Consider the following 18133-nt stretch of genomic DNA (forward strand, 5'->3'; position numbering starts at 1 on the left):
GGGGGGGGGGAGGGGGGGGGGGGGGAAAGGGGGGGGGTGATGGGGAGAGGTGGTGGCGGGGGGCGGGGGGGGTGGGGGACGGGGGCCACGGCGGGCGGGGGGGGGGGAACGGGTGGCGGAGGGAAAAGGGTGGAGGGGGCTCTCCGCAGGCGATTCCCGTGTGGCGCTCCCCCTCCACCATGCTTCGCATGGTCCCCCTCCCCGTGCCGGGGAGGATCGTCAGGAAGTGAGCATCGCCTGTGCCGCCGCGCGGTCGCCGAAGCGGGGATCGGCGAGGGCGGCCTGGGCCTGTTGCCTGGCCTCGGGCTTGCGGCCGAGCTCGGCATAGACCTGCGCAAGGTGCCAGCGCAGGCCCGCATGGTTCGGCACCTGCGCGACGGCCTTTTGCAGCAGCTGGAGCGCACCCTCGGCATCGCCGCTCTGGTAGAGCGCCCAGCCATAGGCGTCCGCCGCAGCGGGATTGGCGGGGGCGAGGCCATAGGCCGCCTCGGCGAAATCGAGCGCGATCTCATCCTCGCCGGCGCCCGAATAGGCCGTTGCGAGATCGGCATCGAGTGCGGCGTCGCCGTCGCCGATGCGGGCGTGCAGGGATTCGAGCGTGTCGATCGCGGCGTCATAGTCGCCGGCGGCGAGCTGCCATTGGCCCGACAGGCGCAGCGCGGCGATATTGGCCGGGTTCTGCGACAGGAACAGCGCGAGGGCATTGGCGGCATCCTGGCGATGGCCGCCGCGATCGAGCGCCTCGACCAGGCGGAGCATGGTCGGCTCGTCGAAGCGCAGGTCCGCCGCCAGGCGATAGGCGGCGGCGGCATCGCCATAACGACTTCCCAGCATCAGCATGTCGCCGAGCAGGATCTGCGCGCCGGGCACGCCGGGGTTGTCGCGGACCAGCGCCTGGGCCTTGGCGAGCGCGCCGGCCTTGTCGCCCTGAGCGATCATCGCGCGGATCAGCGGGACGGCGGTGTCGGGGTCGCCGGGGCGTTCGGCAGCGGGTGCGGCGAGCACGGCGATGCTGTCGTCGGGGCTGAACGCGCCCGATTCCGATACCGCCGGATAGGCGGCGCGATCGAGCAGCCGGGCGGCGGCGGCACGGTCGCCGATCCGCTCATAGCCTCGGGCGGCAAGCGTGAGCACATAGCTGTCGGCATCGCCGCGCGCGACGATCGGGCGGAGGATGTCGATTGCGTTGCGCGCCGAATCGGTGCGGAGCAGCGCGGAAGCGAGCAGCTTCCGCGCGGTGAGATTCATCGGCTGGACGGCGACGAGTTCCTTCAGCTTGCCGATCGCCTGCTCGTAATCGCCTTCCTCCATGTCGAGCGTGCCGCCGAGCAGGAGGACGCCGGGCACGTCGTCGAGCGCGCCGCCGGTCTTTTCGAGCAGGCTGCGGGCGAGATCGTCGTCGCCCGCACGCGCGGCGATGACCGCCTGAAGGTAGAAGGCCTGCGCGCTGCCGGGCCGCGCTTCCAGCGCACGGCGGGTGGCGGCGAGCGCGTCCTGCGTCCGGCCTGCATCGCCCAAAGTCGCGGCATATTCGATCAGCGCGTCGTGGAGATGGGGATCGCGCTTCAGCGCAGCCTCGAACCAGGGGAGCGCGGCGATCAGCCCATATTGGCTGCGCACCAGCTCGCCGCGCAACAGCAGCGCGCGGGCGTTGCCGGCATCGAGCCTCACCGCCTGTTCGGCCGCCTGGACGGCGCCGCGCAGATCGCCGGTCGCATAGCGGAAGCGGCCGAGATCGGTCCACAGGGCCGCGTCCTGCGGGGCGATGCGCATCGCTTCGCCGAGCGCGGCCTGGGCGTCGTCATATCTGCCCTGGAGCGTCAGCGCGCGGGCGCGGATGCGGAGCGCATAGGCGCGATATTGCGGGATCGCCTTGCCGGCCTCGGCGATGGCGCGGTCCTCGTCGCCCTGGAGCAGCAGCGCATGTGCGCGAAGCTGGGGAACCAGCTTCGCGTCATAGCCGGTGTCCACCGCGCGCTGGATCTCGCCCTCGGCGCCGACGCCGTCGTCGAGCGCGAGCATCGCCTGGGCGAGCGCGAGATGCGCTCGGGCGTTGTTGGGATCTGCCCGCACGGCGTCGAGCGCGGCGGCCTTGGCGGCGCTGGCATTGCTCTGCTGGAGCAGGGATTCGCTGCGGGCGACGGGATCGCCTTCGCCGGCCGCGCCGAGCCGGTCGGGTGCAAGCATCAGGAAGGCGGCGAGCGCGATGCCGAACGCGCCGATTCCGCCCGCCACCACCAGCAGGCGGCGCAGGACCGGCGGGCGTTTGGCGCGGCGCCTGCGCTCAGGGCTGGAGGCCATAGGTCTTCATCAGGTCGTAGAGGGTGGGGCGGCTGATCCCGAGCAGCCGCGCGGTGCCCGAGATATTGCCTTCGGCACGGGCCAGGGCGTGGCGGATCGCGGTGCGATCGGCGATCTCGCGCGCGGCCTTGAGGTTGATCGGCTCGGCATCGCCGGCGGGGCCGAGATCGAGATCCTCGGCTGTCACGCTCTTGCCGTCGGCCATGATGGCGGCGCGCTTCACCCGGTTCTCCAGCTCGCGGACATTGCCGGGCCAGCCCCAGGCGTCGATCGCAGCGAGCGCGTCGGGGGCGAAGCTCTTCGCGCCGGTGTGCATCGCGGCGGCGTATTTCTTGAGGAAATGGCGCGCGAGCAGGCCCGCATCGCCGGGCCGCTGCGCGAGCGAGGGGATGCGGACGACGATTTCCGCCAGCCGGTAATAGAGATCCTCGCGGAAGCGGTTCTCGGCGACCATCGCATCGACGTCCTGATGCGTCGCGCAGACGATGCGGGTGTCGACCGGGATCGGCTGGCGGCCGCCGACGCGCTCGATCACGCGCTCCTGGAGGAAGCGCAGCAGCTTGACCTGGAGCGGCAGCGGGATGTCGCCCACTTCGTCGAGGAAGAGCGTGCCCTTGTGGGCGAGCTCGATCTTGCCCTCGGTGGTCTTCACCGCGCCGGTGAAGGCGCCCTTCTCATGGCCGAACAGCTCGGATTCGAGCAGGGTCTCGGGGATCGCGGCGCAGTTGATCGCGATGAAATTGCCCTTGCGCCGGCTGGCGTCGTGGAGGCCGCGGGCGAGCAGCTCCTTGCCGGTGCCGCTGGCGCCGAGCAGCATCACCGAGACGTCGGCGCCGGCGACGCGCTCGATCGTGCGGGTGACCTTCAGCATCTCCGGCGCGCCGGTGATCATGCCGCCCAGCACCGCGCCCGCCTCGGCACGCTCGGCGAGGCGGCGGTTCTCGGCCTCCAGCGCATGGACGTGGAAGGCGCGGGCAACGATCAGGCCGAGCGCGTCGATGTCGATCGGCTTCTGGTAGAAGTCCCAGGCGCCCATCTCGATCGCGCGCAGCATCGATTCGCGCGCGCCGTGGCCGGAGGCGACGATCACCTTGGTCGCGGGCGCGAGCTTCAGGATCGTCTCCAGCGTGGCGAAGCCCTCGGCGGTGCCGTCCGGATCGGGCGGCAGGCCGAGATCGAGCGTGACCACCGGCGGCTCGTCGGCGCGGATCGCGGCGATCGCCTCCTCGCGATTGGCGGCGGTGAGGATCTCATAGCCGTCATAGGCCCAGCGGAGCTGGCGCTGGAGCCCGGCGTCGTCCTCGACGATCAGGAGCTTGGGTTTCATATCGGTCATGCGGCCCTGCCTGCGCGTGCATTGGCGGGCACGTCGGCGGCGTGCGCGGCCTTCAGGATGACGCGGAAGCGCGTGCCCTCGCCCTCGCGCGAGGCGACTTCGATGCGCGCCTGCATCGCGGCGGCGAGCTGCTGCGCCTCGAACGCGCCGATGCCGAAGCCGCCGGGCTTGGACGAGACGAAGGGCTTGAACAATTTGTCGCGGATAAAGGCGGGGGACATGCCGCAGCCCCGATCGATCACGTCGACCGTCACCTGGATGCCGTCGGCGGCGACGGCGAGCGTGACCGGCTCGTGCGGCGGGCTCGCCTCGATCGCGTTCTGGACGAGATGGCCGAGCAGCTGCTCCAGCCCCGCCGGATCGGCGAGCGCGACCGCTGCGCGGATGCCCGAGACGGCGAGCGGATGCTGGCCGCGCCGGGCGGAAGCGATGCGCTCGACCAGCGGCACGATCTCGGTGGCGTGCGGTGCCTCGGGCCGGGCGCGGTTGTGCTGCGACAGGCGGGCGAGCAGCGCGTTCATCCGCTCGGACGAATCCCTCAGCGTCGCGACCATATCGGCGCGGAACTCGGGCTTGTCGGCATGGCGCTCGGCATTGCGCGCGGTGAGGGTGAGTTGGCTGACCAGGTTCTTGATGTCGTGGAGGATGAAGGCGAAGCGGCGGTTGAACTCGTCGAAGCGCTGGGCGTCGGCGAGCGCGCCCTGGGCGCTCGCCTCGGCGAGATAGCTGGCGGCCTGGCGGCCGGCGACCTTGAGCAGGTCGAAATCCTCCCAGTCGAGCGCGCGCGGAACCGGGGGGCGGGCGAGCAGGATCGCGCCGACTAGGCTGCCCATGTGCGGCAGCGGCACCAGCACCCAGGCCGCATCCAGATCGAGCATCCATTGCGGCACCGCCGCCGCATCGGCGGCGTCGGCCTGGCTGCGGCGCAGGAGATCGAGCTCGAGGATGCGGCCGGTCGCTTCGAGATGATGAGCGAGGGCCGCGTCGCCGGCGCCGGGCAGCGTGCCGCGGTCCCAGTTCCACGCGGCGCCCGGCCCCAGCCCGGTGCCGTCGGGCACGAGCAGCAGGCCGGCGGGCGAATCGGTCAGGTCCGCCACCGCCTTGACGATGCGTTCGTCGAGCGGTGCGGCGCCTTCGGGCGCGCCGAGCGTGTCGGTGAAGCGCATCCACTCGGCGCGATAGTCATAGCGGTGGCGGAACAGGTGCTTGGCGAGCTTCACCTTGGCCCAGGCGCGCAGCCAGGAGTTCGAGACGAGCGCCAGGATCGCGGCGGTCGATCCGAAGACGAAGGCGGTCTGGTACACGCGGGCATTGGCGCCGCCCACCGTGGCGATCGCGCTGGTGGCGAGCGCCAGCAGCGCGAAATAGGCGCCGATCGCGACCAGCGAGAGCGATTGATAGGCGACGGTGCGCGAGACCTGGACGCTCCATTCGCCCTTGCGCTGGAGGCCCACGCCCATCGCCAGCGCGATCAGCACCATCGCCGCGCCGCGTGCCACCGACAGCTCGGGCGCGGCGTCGCCGGCCAGATAGGCGATGCTGAACACCGCGAAGTCGGTGAACCACAGTCCCGCCAGCGCGACGACCACCCAGCGCAGGCCGCCGCCGGTGGCGGGCGCCACCGCCGAATGGAGTGCCTGGACGAGCACCAGCGCCGTCACCGCCACCAGCATGCGCAGCAGGAGCGCAGCCGTCTCGGTTTGCAGGACGGTTTCCGGCCTGGCGGTGACTGCGACGATATGGAGCGCGAACGCGCCGAGCCCCACGATCGCCACCACGCCATAGACGGTGCCGAGCGCGAAGGGCGGGCGGGCATTGCCGTCGCGCCGGTGCAGCATGATCATGAAGCCGAGCCAGGCGAGGTTGCGCAGCGCCTCCGCCGCGCGCGTCACCATTTCGTCGCCGCCGATGCCGGCCACCGCCAGCGCCCAGAGCGCGGTCATGCCCAGCGCGACCGCCAGCGAACGGCGCGGCGCGCCATTGTCGCGCGGGTGCAGCGCGAGCAGGGTCAGGGCGCCGAACAGCAGCGCCGCCAGCGCGTGCAGCCACAGCGTCAGCGCGGCCGCCATCAGCGCGCCCCTTCGGGGAAGATCACCACTCTCAGCGTCTGGAGGAGGATCAGCAGATCGAGGAAGGGCGAGTAGTTCTTGGCGTAGAACAGGTCATATTCGAGCTTCTGGCGCGAATCCTCGATCGAGGCGCCATAGGGATAGTTGATCTGCGCCCAGCCGGTGATGCCCGGCTTCACCATGTGGCGCTCGGCATAATAAGGCAGCTTCTGCTCGAGATCCTCGACGAACTGCGGCCGTTCGGGGCGCGGGCCGACAAAGCTCATCTCGCCTTTCAGCACGCTCCAGCATTGCGGCAGCTCGTCGATCCGGCACTTGCGGATGAGGCGGCCGATGCGGGTGATGCGCGGATCGTCCTTCTCGGCCCAGACCGCCTTGCCCGCGGCTTCGGCATCCTGGCGCATCGAGCGCAGCTTGATGACGTCGAACCCCTGGCCATAGAGGCCGACGCGGCGCTGGCGATAGAGCGCCGGTCCCTTGCTCTCCAGCCGGATCGCGATTCCGGTGAGGAGGATCAGCGGCAGCATCAGCACGAGCAGCACCGAGCTGGCGGCGATGTCGAACAGCCGCTTGAACGCGCTCGACACCATCCGGCCGGACGAGAAGCCGTCGGAGAAGATCAGCCAGCTCGGATTGACGCTGTCGAGGTCGACGCGGCCGGTCTCGCGCTCGAGGAAGGTCGAGATCTCGTTGACATGGACGCCGGTGGTCTTGATCCGCAGCAGATCCTTGAGCGGCAGCGCGTTGCGGCGCTCCTCCAGCGCCAGGACGACTTCGCTGGCGTTGAGCAGCACGACATGGTCGGCGAGGTTGTAGATCGCGTCGCGGTTGATCGCCTCGGGGATTACGCGGTTCGCCTCGCTCATCGCGACATAGCCGACGACCGCGAAGCCCGCGCCGGGGGTCTTCGACAGGACTTTCAGCCGCGCGGCGCGCGGGCCGGCGCCGAGCACGACGATGCGGCGCTTGAACGCCTGGCTGCCCAGCGCCTTGCCGAGCAGGATGCGCAGGAAGATCAGCATCACGATCGCCGCGGGCGCCGCGAAGATCAGGTTCGAGCGCCAGAAGCTGATCTGGGGAATCAGGAAATAGAGCACGCTCAGCCCGATCACGCCGAGCGCGATCGCGACGATCAGCCGCGCGGTGGCGAAGCGGAGCGACTGGAGCGCGTCGGCGCCATAGACGCCCACCGCGATCATCGCGATTTCCAGGGTGAACGCGAAAGTGGTCAGTTGCGGCCAGCGCGTCGCGATCGGCGTCGGCAGCATGTCGATCTGGTGCGCGCGCATCAGCCAGCCCGCCTCGCCCGCCACGACGAGCAGGATGATGTCCAGCATGCCGAGCAGCAGCACGGCATTCGGCACATAATGCTTGAACAAGCGGATCATTGCCCTTCCGCTTTACAGGCGAAGTGTAAACGAATCCGACACGAAGACACGTGTCGGTCAACCGCCGGAAAGATTCATATGCTCCTGCGAAACCGTTGCGGTTGCGCACCGTTTTACCAACGGGGAGCAAGCGACTAGAGCATTGGCTCCAGAGGAACCCTTTTGCATGCCAGATTCGAAGCCGATCATTCCTGTCATCCTGTCGGGGGGATCGGGCACGCGCCTGTGGCCGCTGTCTCGGCCCGAGATGCCCAAGCAATTGCTGGCGCTGACGGCGGAGGAGACGATGCTCCAGCTGACCGCGCGCCGCACCGCGGGCGCGCGTTTCGCCCGGCCGATCGTAGTCGCCAACGCCTTCCATGCCGATATGGTCGAGGCGCAGCTTGCGCAGGTGGAGGCTGTCGCCCAGGCGCTGATCCTCGAGCCGATGGGCCGCAACACCGCCCCGGCGATCGCGCTGGCGGCGGTCGCGGCGGGCGGCGGCAGCGAGCCGTTGCTGGTGATGCCGTCGGATCATGTCATCGCCGATGTCGATGCGTTCCATGCCGCGATCGAAGTGGCGCTGCCGCTGGTAGAGCAGGGCTGGCTGGTGACGTTCGGCATCTCGCCCGACGCGCCCGAGACCGGCTATGGCTGGATCAAGGTGGGCGAGGAGATTTCGAACGGTGTCCACCGCGTCGAGCACTTCGTCGAGAAGCCGCCGCGCGACAAGGCGGAGGCGATGCTGGAAGCGGGCGACCATGCCTGGAACGGCGGCATCTTCCTGTTCCGCGCCGACATGTATCTGGGCGCGCTCAGCGTCTATGCGCCCGAGATGCTGGTCGCGGTCCAGCGATCGATGGACAAGGCGCGGCGCGAGGGCGGCCGTATCTGGCCGGACGACGACGAGTTCGCCGCCTGCCCCTCCGATTCGATCGATTATGCGGTGATGGAGAAGGCGCCGCGCGTCGCGGTGGTGCCGGTGGCGATGGGCTGGAGCGACGTGGGGAGCTGGGATGCGCTCCACGCGATCAGCGACTGCGACGGGCATGGCAATGTCTGCCGCGGCGACGTGATCGCGATCGACACCGAGAACTGCCTGGTCCGCAGCGAGCCCGGCAGGCGCGTCGCGCTGGTCGGCGTGAAGGACTTGATCGTGGTGGTGACGGGCGACGACGTGCTGGTGCTGCCGCGCGGGCGCAGCCAGGAGGTCAAGAAGATCATCGAGGCGATGAAGCGCTGATGATTCCCCTCCCGCTTGCGGGAGGGGTTAGGGGAGGGTGAGTCGGGGAAGGTGAAGCCGACGGTTCTTCATTCGGAGTGCATCGCACTTAACCCTCACCCCGGCCCTCTCCCGCGAGCGGGAGAGGGAGTCGGCAGAATTACCCCAGCAGCGCCTCGGCCTGGTCGAGCGTGTCCTTGAACGCCGCGACGAGCGCCTGATAGGGCGCGGGGCTCGCCATATCGAGGCCGGCGCGCTTGAGGATGTCGACCGGATAGTCCGATCCGCCGGCCTTCAGCACGGACAGGTAATTGTCGCGCTCCTTGGCGCCGCCCTTCAGGATCTGCTGGGCAAAGTATGTCGCCGCCGCGATGCAGGTCGCATACTGATAGACGTAGAAGCTGTTGTAGAAGTGGGGGATGAACGCCCACTCGTTCGCATAGGCCGGATCGAAGCCCATTGCCGGGCCGTGATAGCGCTTCAGCAGGTCGAAATAGACGCTGGTAAACTTCTCGCCCGACAGGCCCTCGCCCGCTTCGGCCAGGTCGTGCGCCTTGAGCTCGAACTCGGCGAACATCGTCTGGCGATAGAAGGTGCCGCGGAAATTCTCCATCTGCTGGCCGAGATAATAGAGCTTCTCCTCCTTCGTCTTCGCATTCTTCAGCATGTGCGCGACCAGGAGCTGCTCGTTGGCGGTCGAGGCGATCTCGGCGAGGAAGATCGGATAATCGGCCTTGTCATAGGGCTGGGCCGAATTGGCGAGCAGCGAGTGGAGCGCATGGCCCCATTCGTGCGCATAGGTGGTCATCCCGTCATATTTGTCCGACAGGTTGAGCAGCAGATAGGGATGCACGTCGAACGCGCCGGGGTTCATGTATGCGCCGGGCCGCTTGCCGGGGCGCGGGCGGGGGTCCATCCACTTGGCGGCGGTCGCCTTGGCGATGCGCGCCTGGTAATCGGGGCCGAGCGGCTGGGCCGCCTCCAGCGTGGTCGTGCGCATCTGATCGAGCGTGAAGGTCCGGTCGAGCGACACGAGCGGCGGATAGATGTCGTAATAATGGATGTCGGGCAGCTTGAGCATCCGCCGGCGCAGGTCGAAATAGCGGTGGAGCTGGGGCAGCCCCTTGTTCGCCTCGGCGACCAGCGTGCGATAGACCGGCTCGGGAATGTTGGCGCCGGAGAGGGCGGCGGCGAGCGCGGTGGGGTATTTGCGCGCCTTGGCGTAGAAGATGTCGCCCTTCACCTGCGCGTTGTAGGTCGCGCCGAACGAGTTCTGGAACTTGCCGTGCGCGGTCCAGAAGGCGTCGAACACGGCCTTGCGGTCCTCGCGGTTCGGCGCGTCGCGATTGAGCGTATAGCCCTGGCTGTCGAGCCGGACTTCCTTGCCGGTGGAGAGCGTGATCGTTGGCCAGGGGATGTCCGACGAGCGGAGCTGGCCGGAAATGTCGCCGGGCGCCTGAAGCGGGGCGGACGCGCTTGCCAGGATCGATTCGCCTTCGGGCGAGAGCGTATGCGCGGCCTGGCGGATGGCGTTCGCCAGGGAATGGTCGAAACGGGACTTGAGCGTGGCGTTCGTCGCGATGAAGCCGTCGAGCTTCGCCTGGCCGATCGTCAGCAGCTCGGGCGAGAACCAGGCGGTGGCTTCGCCGAACGCAGTGTAGAGATCGACCGCCTGGGCCTGCTTCTCCTGATAGGCGGAGACGCGGACGTCCTCGTCGCCCTTGAGGCTGGCATAGGTATAGACGCGCGCGATCGTGCGGCCGAGATCGGACTGGAGCACCAGCGCCTGCGCCAGCACATCGGCGCTTTCGCCCAGCCGGCCCTTGAACTTGGCGACGCCGGGAATCGCCGCGAGCACGGCCTTGCGCGCCTCGTCCCAGGCGGCGTCGCTCGGGTAGAGGTCCGTCAGATCCCAGGCGGCGCCGGTGGCGGCGACATCCTGTGCCCAGGCGGGGACGGCGGCGGCGAGGCCGGCAAGCGCGGCGGCGGACAGCGCCTGGCGGCGGGTAAGTTCGGTCATGGACAGGCTCTCATGGCTGGATGCCGGCGGGCCGGCGCGATGCCCGGATATTGTCGCGCCAGGCCGTGCAAGGGAAGCGTTTTGTCGCGTTAGAGCGCCAACACACCCGTGAGGACGGAGGGCGATCTAGCCGGCGAGCTCGCGATATTCGGCCTTGGAGATCACGATCCAGTCGCGCTTCGCGCGGCGCTTCATCGGCGTGCCGCAATAGCGGCACCGGCTGACATGTTTTTCGTCCGCGCTCTGGCGGATATGCTTTTCCGAACGCTCGTGCTTGCCCCCCAGGCAGCGCACGCGCCCGGCAATCCAACTGAACACTGGTACGCCCCTCTATCGATCTGGCGCCGAAGCGATCGGCGCCTGCGCGTCTTGTCCTCAATTTATAGGAATGGAAAGTCCGGTCATCCTTCGGACGGCGCGGCTTCCCGCAAAAAAAAGGGCCGGCAGATCGCTCCGCCGGCCCTTCTTCTTTTCCAGCCCTGGAAGGCCGGCAGCCGGACTTAGAAGTCCATGCCGCCCATGCCACCCATGCCGCCGCCGCCCATGGGCATGGCGGGCTTGTCTTCCGGCAGCTCGGACACGGCGGCTTCCGTCGTGATGAGCAGGCCGGCGACCGAGGCCGCATCCTGCAGCGCGGTGCGGACGACCTTGGTCGGGTCGATCACGCCGGCGGCGACGAGGTTCTCGTAGACGTCGGTCTGGGCGTTGAAGCCCAGGTTGGGATCGTTGCCGTCGAGCAGCTTGCCCGAGATCACCGCACCGTCATGACCGGCATTCTGCGCGATCTGGCGGACCGGCGCGTAGAGCGCCTTGCGGACGATATCGATGCCGCGGGTCTGGTCGTCGTTGACGCCCTTCAGGCCCTCGAGCGCCTTGGTGGCATAGAGCAGCGCCGTGCCGCCACCGGGGACGATGCCCTCTTCGACCGCCGCGCGGGTCGCGTGGAGGGCGTCGTCGACGCGATCCTTGCGCTCCTTCACTTCGACTTCCGAAGCGCCGCCGACCTTGATGACCGCAACGCCGCCGGCGAGCTTGGCGAGACGCTCTTGGAGCTTCTCGCGATCATAGTCGCTGGTGGTGTTCTCGATCTGCTGGCGGATCGCATCGGTGCGGCCCTTGATCGAATCGGCATCACCGGCGCCATCGACGATGGTGGTGTTGTCCTTGTCGATCGAGACGCGCTTGGCGGTGCCGAGCATGCCCAGGGTCACGGTCTCGAGCTTGATGCCGAGATCCTCGGAGATCACTTCGCCCTTGGTCAGGACGGCGATGTCCTCGAGCATCGCCTTGCGGCGATCGCCGAAGCCCGGCGCCTTGACGGCCGCGACCTTCAGGCCGCCGCGCAGCTTGTTGACGACGAGCGTGGCCAGGGCCTCGCCCTCGATGTCCTCGGCGATGATGAGGAGCGGACGGCCGCTCTGCACCACGGCCTCGAGGATCGGAAGCATCGCCTGGAGGTTGGAGAGCTTCTTCTCGTGGATCAGGATGTACGGATCGCTGAGCTCGACCGTCATCTTGTCCGGGTTGGTGATGAAATAGGGCGACAGATAGCCGCGGTCGAACTGCATGCCCTCGACGACGTCGAGCTCGAAATCGAGACCCTTCGCCTCTTCGACGGTGATGACGCCTTCCTTGCCGACCTTCTCCATCGCCTCGGCGATCTTCTCGCCGACGACGGTGTCGCCGTTTGCCGAGATGATGCCGACCTGGGCGATCTCGTTCGAGCCCGAAACCGGCTTCGAGCGCGCCTGGATGTCCTCGACGACCTTGAGGACGGCGAGATCGATGCCGCGCTTCAGGTCCATCGGGTTCATGCCGGCCGCGACCGACTTCATGCCCTCGCGGACGATCGCCTGGGCGAGCACGGTGGCGGTGGTGGTGCCGTCACCGGCGAGGTCGTTCGTCTTCGACGCGACTTCGCGGATCATCTGCGCGCCCATGTTCTCGAACTTGTCCTTGAGTTCGATTTCCTTGGCGACGGTGACGCCGTCCTTGGTGATGCGGGGCGCACCGAACGACTTGTCGATCACGACGTTGCGGCCCTTCGGCCCCAGCGTGACCTTCACCGCATCGGCGAGGATATCGACGCCGCGCAGGATGCGCTCACGCGCGTCGCGGCTGAATTTCACGTCCTTGGCTGCCATGTTGGCTACCCTTTCAATCTAGTGGAATTGGTTGACACGCTTGACACCCGGATTGCGAAAAAACGCTCTCCAGGCGGAGGATCAGCCGACGATCCCCAGGATGTCGCTTTCCTTCATGATGAGGAGATCCTCACCATTGACCTTGACCTCGGTGCCCGACCACTTGCCGAACAGGATCTTGTCGCCGGCCTTGACGTCGAGCGGCAGGATCTTGCCGTCTTCGGTCTTGGTGCCGGTGCCGGCGGCGACGACTTCGCCTTCCTGCGGCTTTTCCTTGGCGGTGTCGGGGATGATGATCCCGCCGGCGGTCTTTTCCTCGGCCTCGACGCGGCGGACGAGCACGCGGTCGTGCAACGGACGGAAGTTCATTGCCAGGTTCCTCTTTTGGTTGATTCGCGTTTAGCACTCACTTGGCCTGAGTGCTAACAGGCCGGCATATGCGCAGCCGGCTCCTATTCGTCAACGGGTCCGCGCCGATATGTTTTCGACTCCGGCCGGGCCGATCGTCCGTTTGGCGGACAGCCTGTATTGGAGCGATAATACAGTCGGTTTACTCGGCCTGTCGCATCCGGTAGCAGGGACGCCTCATCTTGGCAGGAGCCGCACAAGTGAAGCTGGTTCGAGGCGCGTGGAAAATACTGGTGGGGATCAAGGACTTTCTGGTCCTGGTCCTGTTGCTCCTGTTCTTCGCCGGCCTGTTCGCCGTGCTGTCGCACAAGCCCAATGCCGCGGCGATCCGCGACGGCGCGCTGGTGGTGGCGCTGGACGGCACGCTGGTCGAGCAGCCCGAGCAGCCCGATCCCTGGCAGAGCGCCGGCGGCAGCGTGGCGGGGCAGGTGCGCCTGCGCGACGTGCTCCGCGCGCTCGACGCGGCGCGGACCGATGGCCGGGTGAAGGCCGTGGTGCTCGACATGGACCGCTTCCTGGGCGGCTATCCGGCCGCGGTCACCGACGTCGCCCAGGCGGTGGCGCGGGTGCGCGCGAGCGGCAAGCCGGTGCTCGCCTATGCCACCGGCTATACCGACAGCTCCTATCTGATCGCATCGGCCGCGAACGAGATCTGGACCCATCCGATGGGCGGAACGATGTTCATGGGGCCGGGCGGGCGCCAGCTCTATTACAAGGGCCTGATCGACAAGCTCGGCGTCACCGCGCACGTCTACAAGGTCGGCAAGTACAAGTCGGCGGTCGAGCCCTATATCCGCGCCGACATGTCACCCGAGGCGCGCGAGGCGAGCCAGGCGTTGTACGGATCGATCCTGGACCAGTGGCGGCAATCGATCGCCAGGGCGCGGCCCAAGGCGCGCGTCGCCGAATTCATCGCCAAGCCCGACGACGTGATCGCCGGCGCCAAGGGCGATATCGCCCAGGCCAATCTGGCCTATGGCATCATCGACAGGATCGGCGACCGTATCGCCTTCGGCAAGCGCGTCGCCGAGATCGCCGGCGCCCGCAACGACAAGGTGGCGGGCAATTTCAACGCGATCCGCCTGCGCGACTGGCTGGCCGCCAATCCGGCGCCGAGCCGGGGCGATGCGATCGGCGTGGTCACCGTCGCCGGCGAGATCGTCGACGGCAAGGCGGGGCCGGGCACCGCGGGCGGCGACACGATCAGCCGCCTGATCCTGAAGGGCCTCGCCGACAGGAAGCTGAAGGCGCTGGTGGTGCGCGTCGATTCGCCGGGCGGTTCGGCGCTGGCCTCCGAGCAGATCCGCCAGGCGGTGCTCCAGGCCAAGGCCAAGGGGCTGCCGGTGGTGGTCTCGATGGGGAGCCTGGCGGCCAGCGGCGGCTATTGGGTCTCCACCTCGGGCGACACGATCTTCGCCGAGCCGAACACGATCACCGGATCGATCGGCATCTTCGGCATATTGCCGACCTTCGAGAACAGCCTCGCCAAGATCGGCGTGACCAGCGACGGCGTGCAGACCACGCCGCTGACCGGCCAGCCGAGCATCTATGGCGGGACCAACCCCCAGGTGGACCGCATCCTGCAATCGGCGATCGAGGCGGGCTATGGCCGCTTCATCGCGCTGGTGGCGAACGCCCGCAAGCTGACGCCGCAGCGCGTGGACGAGATCGGCCAGGGCCGGGTGTGGATCGGCGGCGTCGCGCATCAATTGGGGTTGGTGGACCGGTTCGGCGGCTTGCCGGATGCGATCGCCGAGGCGGCGCGGCGCGCCAAGCTCGATCCGGCCAAGGTGCATCCGGTCTATCTGGAGAAGCAGCCGAGCGGCTGGATGACCTTCCTGGCGGCGATCCTGCGCCAGGGCAGCGATGATGACGACGACGACTGGGCCGATCAGCCGGCGGGCGAGGATGCCTATGCCCGGATCGCCGGCGAGCAGCGCGCGATGCTCGCGCAGGCGCTGGGCGATGCGCGGCGGCTGGCGTCGGGCGGATCGGTGCAGGCGCGCTGCCTGGAATGCGCGGGAATCGGCCCGGCCTCGGCGCGGGCAGAGGACACTAGCCTGTTGGCGCTTTTGCTGGCACGTTTGGGCCGATGATCGCAATCCGAGCCGCCACGCCCGAAGATGCCGCATCGATCGCGGCGATCTATGCCCCGCACGTGCTGACCGGCACCGCCTCGTTCGAGATCGACCCGCCGGACACGCGGGCGATGCGGACGCGGATGGCGGCGAGCGACGGGCTCTATCCCTGGATGGTCGCGACCAACGGCGATCCCGACGGCGGCGTGATCGGCTATGCCTTTGCCAGCAAGTTCCGCGACCGGCCGGCGTATAGATATGTCTGCGAGACTTCGATCTACCTGACCGACGCATCGCGCGGATCGGGCGTGGGGCGGCTGCTCTACGAGGCGCTGGTCGATACGCTGCGCGCGCAGGGCTTCGTCCATGCGATCGGCACGATCACCCTGCCCAACGATCGCTCGATCAAGCTGCACGAGGCGGTGGGTTTCCGCCGTTCGGGCGTCTATCGCGAAGTCGGCTTCAAGCATGGCCAGTGGATCGATGTCGGCTTCTGGCAATGCGAGCTCAACGATCCGGCCGTGCCGCCGGTCGAGCCTAAGAAATTCAGCGAAGTGGGCGTCGTTCGAATCTGAACGGTTCTAAACCACTTAAGTCCAATGCCTTGCGGGAAGAATCCGTTTATACGGCCTGCATGCATGCCGTATCGCATTGGATCACCGTCGATCGCGCGCGCAAGCTCGTCGATCTTCGGCTCGAAGGTCTGCTGTCGCCCGAGGACGCCGCCTGGATCGGCGAGGAGCTGCGGGCCGCGATCCGCACGCTGGGCGACGATGTCGGCAAGCACGTCACCCTTTACGATGCGAGCGGCGTGCAGGTCGTGCCGCAGGCGACGGTGAACCTGCTCAAGAGCACGTTCGATAATCCGGCGGTGCGGGCGCTCTGGGCGCGCAAGGTGGCGTTCGTCGTCACGACGGCGCTCGCCCGGCGGCAGGTGCAGCGGCTGAAGGAAGTGCGCGCCGATGTCGGCATCTTCGACGATCGCGAGACGGCGATCGCGTGGCTGCTGGCGGAGTGATCGCCTGAGGCGGATTCGGCGCCGAAGGGGTCGATACTCTTCCATCGTCACTCCGGCCGAAGTGCCGGGGTCCACAGCTCCTCCAGAGAGCCCCTCACGCCTCCAGCGGCTGTCCCGGCATCCCGGTGAATCCCGGCACTTCGGCCGGGGTGAGGATGGGCTTTGCTGCCGCCGCTCCGAATTTCGCTTCTAGCCCGCCAGCGCGGCCAGATGCGCCTCGGCCTCGCGCACGCCGGCCTCCACGCCTTGCCCGGCATAATGGCCGCGCGCCTCACCCCAGTAATGGCGCGCCTCGGCGGGCTCGTTCAGCGCTTCGGCGAGCAGGGCGACGCTGCGCAGGGCGCTGGCGAAATCGAGCGGCGGGGCCTCGGCGCCGGCGCGGTAGAGATCGAGCGCCTCGTGGAGATGCGCGGCGGCATAAGCGAACTGGCCCTGCGCGACGAACATGTCGCCGGCATGGCGCAGGGCATGCGCCAGCGCGCCGCCGTCGCCGGCCCGGCGGAACAGCGCGATCGCCTGTGCCTGGTCGTGCAGCGCCCAGTCGAGATCGCCGGTGTCGCGGGCGATCTGCGCCTGGCGGGTCAGCGCCTTCGCCTCGCCGGGAAGGTCTCCCTCGGCGCGGAAATGGGCGATGGCCTCGCCGAAGGCGCGGCGTGCGCTTTCGGGGCGCCCGGACCGGCGCTCCGCCTCGCCCTGCGCCAGCGATTGATGGCCGCGACTCACCTGCTCCATGGCGCCAGTCTGCGCCCGCTTCAGGGGGCGAGGCAATCGCCTCAGCCGCGATAGGCGGGCAGGCCGAGCTTCCAGTGGATCGCGGCGCCGCGCAGCGCGAAGCCTCCGGCGGCGGCGATCAGCCCGGCGGCGAGCGGCGGAAATCCGGCGAGGCTGAGCCCGACATGGAGCGCCGATGCGAGCGCGGCGGCGGTGACGTACAGTTCCGGCCGCATCAGGATCGAGGGCTCGCCCGCCAGGGTATCGCGGATGATGCCGCCCGCACAGGCCGTCAGCACGCCCATCACGATCGCCGGCACCGGGGCGATGCCATAGCCCAGCGCCTTGGCCGCGCCGAACGCGGCATAGGCGGCGAGGCCGGCGGCATCGAGCCAGTCGAACACCTCGCTCGTCCACCAGCGGTGCGGCGTGAACCACAGGGCGACCGCCATCGCCAGGCACAGCGCGGCGACGCGCGTATCATGCACCCAGAATACCGGCGCGCCGATCAGCAGGTCGCGGATCGTGCCGCCGCCGACGCCGGTGATGAGCGCGAAGAAGGCGAGGGTGACGAAGGTCTGCTCGCGCCGCGCTGCCGCCAGCGCGCCGGTGGCGGCGAAGACGGCGATGCCGAACAGGTCTAGCCAGGGGAGGATCGGGCCGATCTCGAAGGGGACGGGGGCGGGCATGGCCGCCGGTTTCGCTTGGGGAGGGCGCCCAAGTCAAACTGCCTCTGGCGGGTCGGGCGCGGCTGTAGCAGATAGGGCGCCATGCAACGTACCGAGTCTCCGCTGATTGCGATCGCGGTGTGCCTCGCCGCGCTCGCCGGCTTCGTCGACGCGCTGGCCTTTACCAGCATGGGGGGCTTCTTCGCCGCCTTCATGAGCGGCAATTCGACGCGATTGGGCGTCGGGCTCGGCACCGGCGATGCGGGCGCGGCGCTGACCGCGGGCGCGCTGGTGATGAGCTTCATCGCGGGGGTGATCCTGTCGAGCGTGATCGTCCGCGCGGCGGCCGGGCGGGGCGCGGCGGGGGCGATGCTGGCGGTGACGCTCCTGCTGCTGCTCGCGGCGGGGCTGGCCAGCGTCGCGCCGGGGGCGCCGGTGCTGCTGCTGCTCGCCGCGTCGATGGGGGCCGTGCACGGCATGTCCGATCCGGACGGCGAGGTCGCGATCGGCCTGGCCTCGATGAGCGGATCGCTGGTGCGCGTGGGCCGCAAGCTGGCGGGCGCGCTGATGGGGGATCCCGATCGCTGGGCCTGGGTGCCGCGCCTGGGGCGGGGGGGGGGGTGCCTGGCGGGGGCGGGGTTGGGGCGGGGGGGCATAGGGGGGGGGGGGGCCCCGCGGAGCAGAGGGACGGGGGCGGGGCGGGTGGAGGGGGGCGGGGGGGCCGCATTCTCCCCGGTGGGGGTGGGCGGTCTTGGTCGCGGGCAGGGAGGTGAACAGCTCGGTCGGGAACC

The 18133-nt window shown here is 68.8% G+C and carries 15 protein-coding genes; 5 read left to right on the plus strand and 10 right to left on the minus strand.

The annotated features are described in order from the left end of the window. Positions 1–219 precede the first annotated feature (219 nt). Genes HB724_RS18485 through HB724_RS18500 form a run of 4 tightly spaced genes read right to left on the minus strand, consistent with a single transcriptional unit; the run spans position 220 to position 7094 of the window. Positions 220–2301 (minus strand): tetratricopeptide repeat protein, encoded by a 2082-nt coding sequence (locus HB724_RS18485; RefSeq protein WP_256731616.1) that lies wholly within the window; start codon positions 2299–2301, stop codon positions 220–222. Beyond that, on the minus strand, positions 2285–3637 hold the full coding sequence (prsR, locus tag HB724_RS18490) for a PEP-CTERM-box response regulator transcription factor (protein ID WP_213982421.1): 1353 nt from the start codon (positions 3635–3637) through the stop codon (positions 2285–2287). Before prsR ends, HB724_RS18485 begins: the two co-directional genes overlap by 17 nt. Beyond that, positions 3634–5706 carry an XrtA/PEP-CTERM system histidine kinase PrsK gene (gene prsK / locus HB724_RS18495; protein WP_213982422.1) on the minus strand — a complete coding sequence of 691 codons (2073 nt, stop codon included), beginning with the start codon at positions 5704–5706 and terminating at the stop codon, positions 3634–3636. The genes prsR and prsK overlap by 4 nt, the downstream gene beginning before the upstream one ends. Continuing rightward, a complete protein-coding gene (locus HB724_RS18500; RefSeq protein WP_213982423.1) occupies positions 5706–7094 on the minus strand; it encodes a TIGR03013 family XrtA/PEP-CTERM system glycosyltransferase in 1389 nt (462 codons plus the stop codon). The genes prsK and HB724_RS18500 overlap by 1 nt, the downstream gene beginning before the upstream one ends. A gap of 166 nt (positions 7095–7260) precedes the next feature. On the opposite strand from HB724_RS18500, the gene HB724_RS18505 reads away from it, so the two are divergent. Beyond that, positions 7261–8316, plus strand: a complete 1056-nt coding sequence (locus tag HB724_RS18505) for a mannose-1-phosphate guanylyltransferase/mannose-6-phosphate isomerase (RefSeq protein WP_213982424.1) — start codon at positions 7261–7263, stop codon at positions 8314–8316. 139 nt (positions 8317–8455) lie between these two features. On the opposite strand, the gene pepF is transcribed toward HB724_RS18505, so the two are convergent. The 4 genes from pepF to groES form a co-directional block, all read right to left on the minus strand. After that, positions 8456–10315, minus strand: a complete 1860-nt coding sequence (pepF, locus tag HB724_RS18510; RefSeq protein WP_213982425.1) for an oligoendopeptidase F — start codon at positions 10313–10315, stop codon at positions 8456–8458. 126 nt (positions 10316–10441) lie between these two features. After that, positions 10442–10633: a hypothetical protein gene (locus HB724_RS18515; protein WP_213982426.1), complete on the minus strand. Its 192-nt coding sequence runs from the start codon at positions 10631–10633 to the stop codon at positions 10442–10444. Between the two features lie 182 nt (positions 10634–10815). Continuing rightward, on the minus strand, positions 10816–12459 hold the full coding sequence (groL, locus tag HB724_RS18520; RefSeq protein WP_213982427.1) for a chaperonin GroEL: 1644 nt from the start codon (positions 12457–12459) through the stop codon (positions 10816–10818). Between the two features lie 81 nt (positions 12460–12540). After that, a complete protein-coding gene (gene groES / locus HB724_RS18525) occupies positions 12541–12828 on the minus strand; it encodes a co-chaperone GroES (RefSeq protein WP_187729926.1) in 288 nt (95 codons plus the stop codon). A 239-nt stretch (positions 12829–13067) separates the two neighbouring features. Between groES and sppA the strand changes: the two genes are divergently transcribed. Genes sppA through HB724_RS18540 form a run of 3 tightly spaced genes read left to right on the plus strand, consistent with a single transcriptional unit; the run spans position 13068 to position 15963 of the window. Next, positions 13068–14963 (plus strand): signal peptide peptidase SppA, encoded by a 1896-nt coding sequence (gene sppA / locus HB724_RS18530; RefSeq protein ID WP_213982428.1) that lies wholly within the window; start codon positions 13068–13070, stop codon positions 14961–14963. Continuing rightward, the gene (locus tag HB724_RS18535; protein ID WP_213982429.1) at positions 14960–15520 is read left to right on the plus strand and encodes a GNAT family N-acetyltransferase; all 561 of its coding nucleotides are present in this window, start codon (positions 14960–14962) and stop codon (positions 15518–15520) included. Before sppA ends, HB724_RS18535 begins: the two co-directional genes overlap by 4 nt. A gap of 59 nt (positions 15521–15579) precedes the next feature. After that, complete coding sequence (locus HB724_RS18540) at positions 15580–15963, plus strand: STAS/SEC14 domain-containing protein (RefSeq protein ID WP_213982430.1); 384 nt, start codon at positions 15580–15582, stop codon at positions 15961–15963. Between the two features lie 189 nt (positions 15964–16152). Here the strand turns inward: HB724_RS18540 and HB724_RS18545 are convergent, their stop codons facing one another. Continuing rightward, the gene (locus HB724_RS18545) at positions 16153–16695 is read right to left on the minus strand and encodes a hypothetical protein (RefSeq protein WP_213982431.1); all 543 of its coding nucleotides are present in this window, start codon (positions 16693–16695) and stop codon (positions 16153–16155) included. Between the two features lie 41 nt (positions 16696–16736). Continuing rightward, positions 16737–17363, minus strand: a complete 627-nt coding sequence (locus HB724_RS18550; protein WP_213982432.1) for a TRIC cation channel family protein — start codon at positions 17361–17363, stop codon at positions 16737–16739. A gap of 81 nt (positions 17364–17444) precedes the next feature. Between HB724_RS18550 and HB724_RS20640 the strand changes: the two genes are divergently transcribed. Then, a partial coding sequence (locus HB724_RS20640; protein ID WP_213982433.1) for a DUF1275 family protein occupies positions 17445–18133 on the plus strand: 689 nt, incomplete at its 3' end.

The sequence above is a fragment of the Sphingomonas sp. dw_22 genome, assembly GCF_018449795.1.
Lineage (GTDB): Bacteria > Pseudomonadota > Alphaproteobacteria > Sphingomonadales > Sphingomonadaceae > Sphingomonas.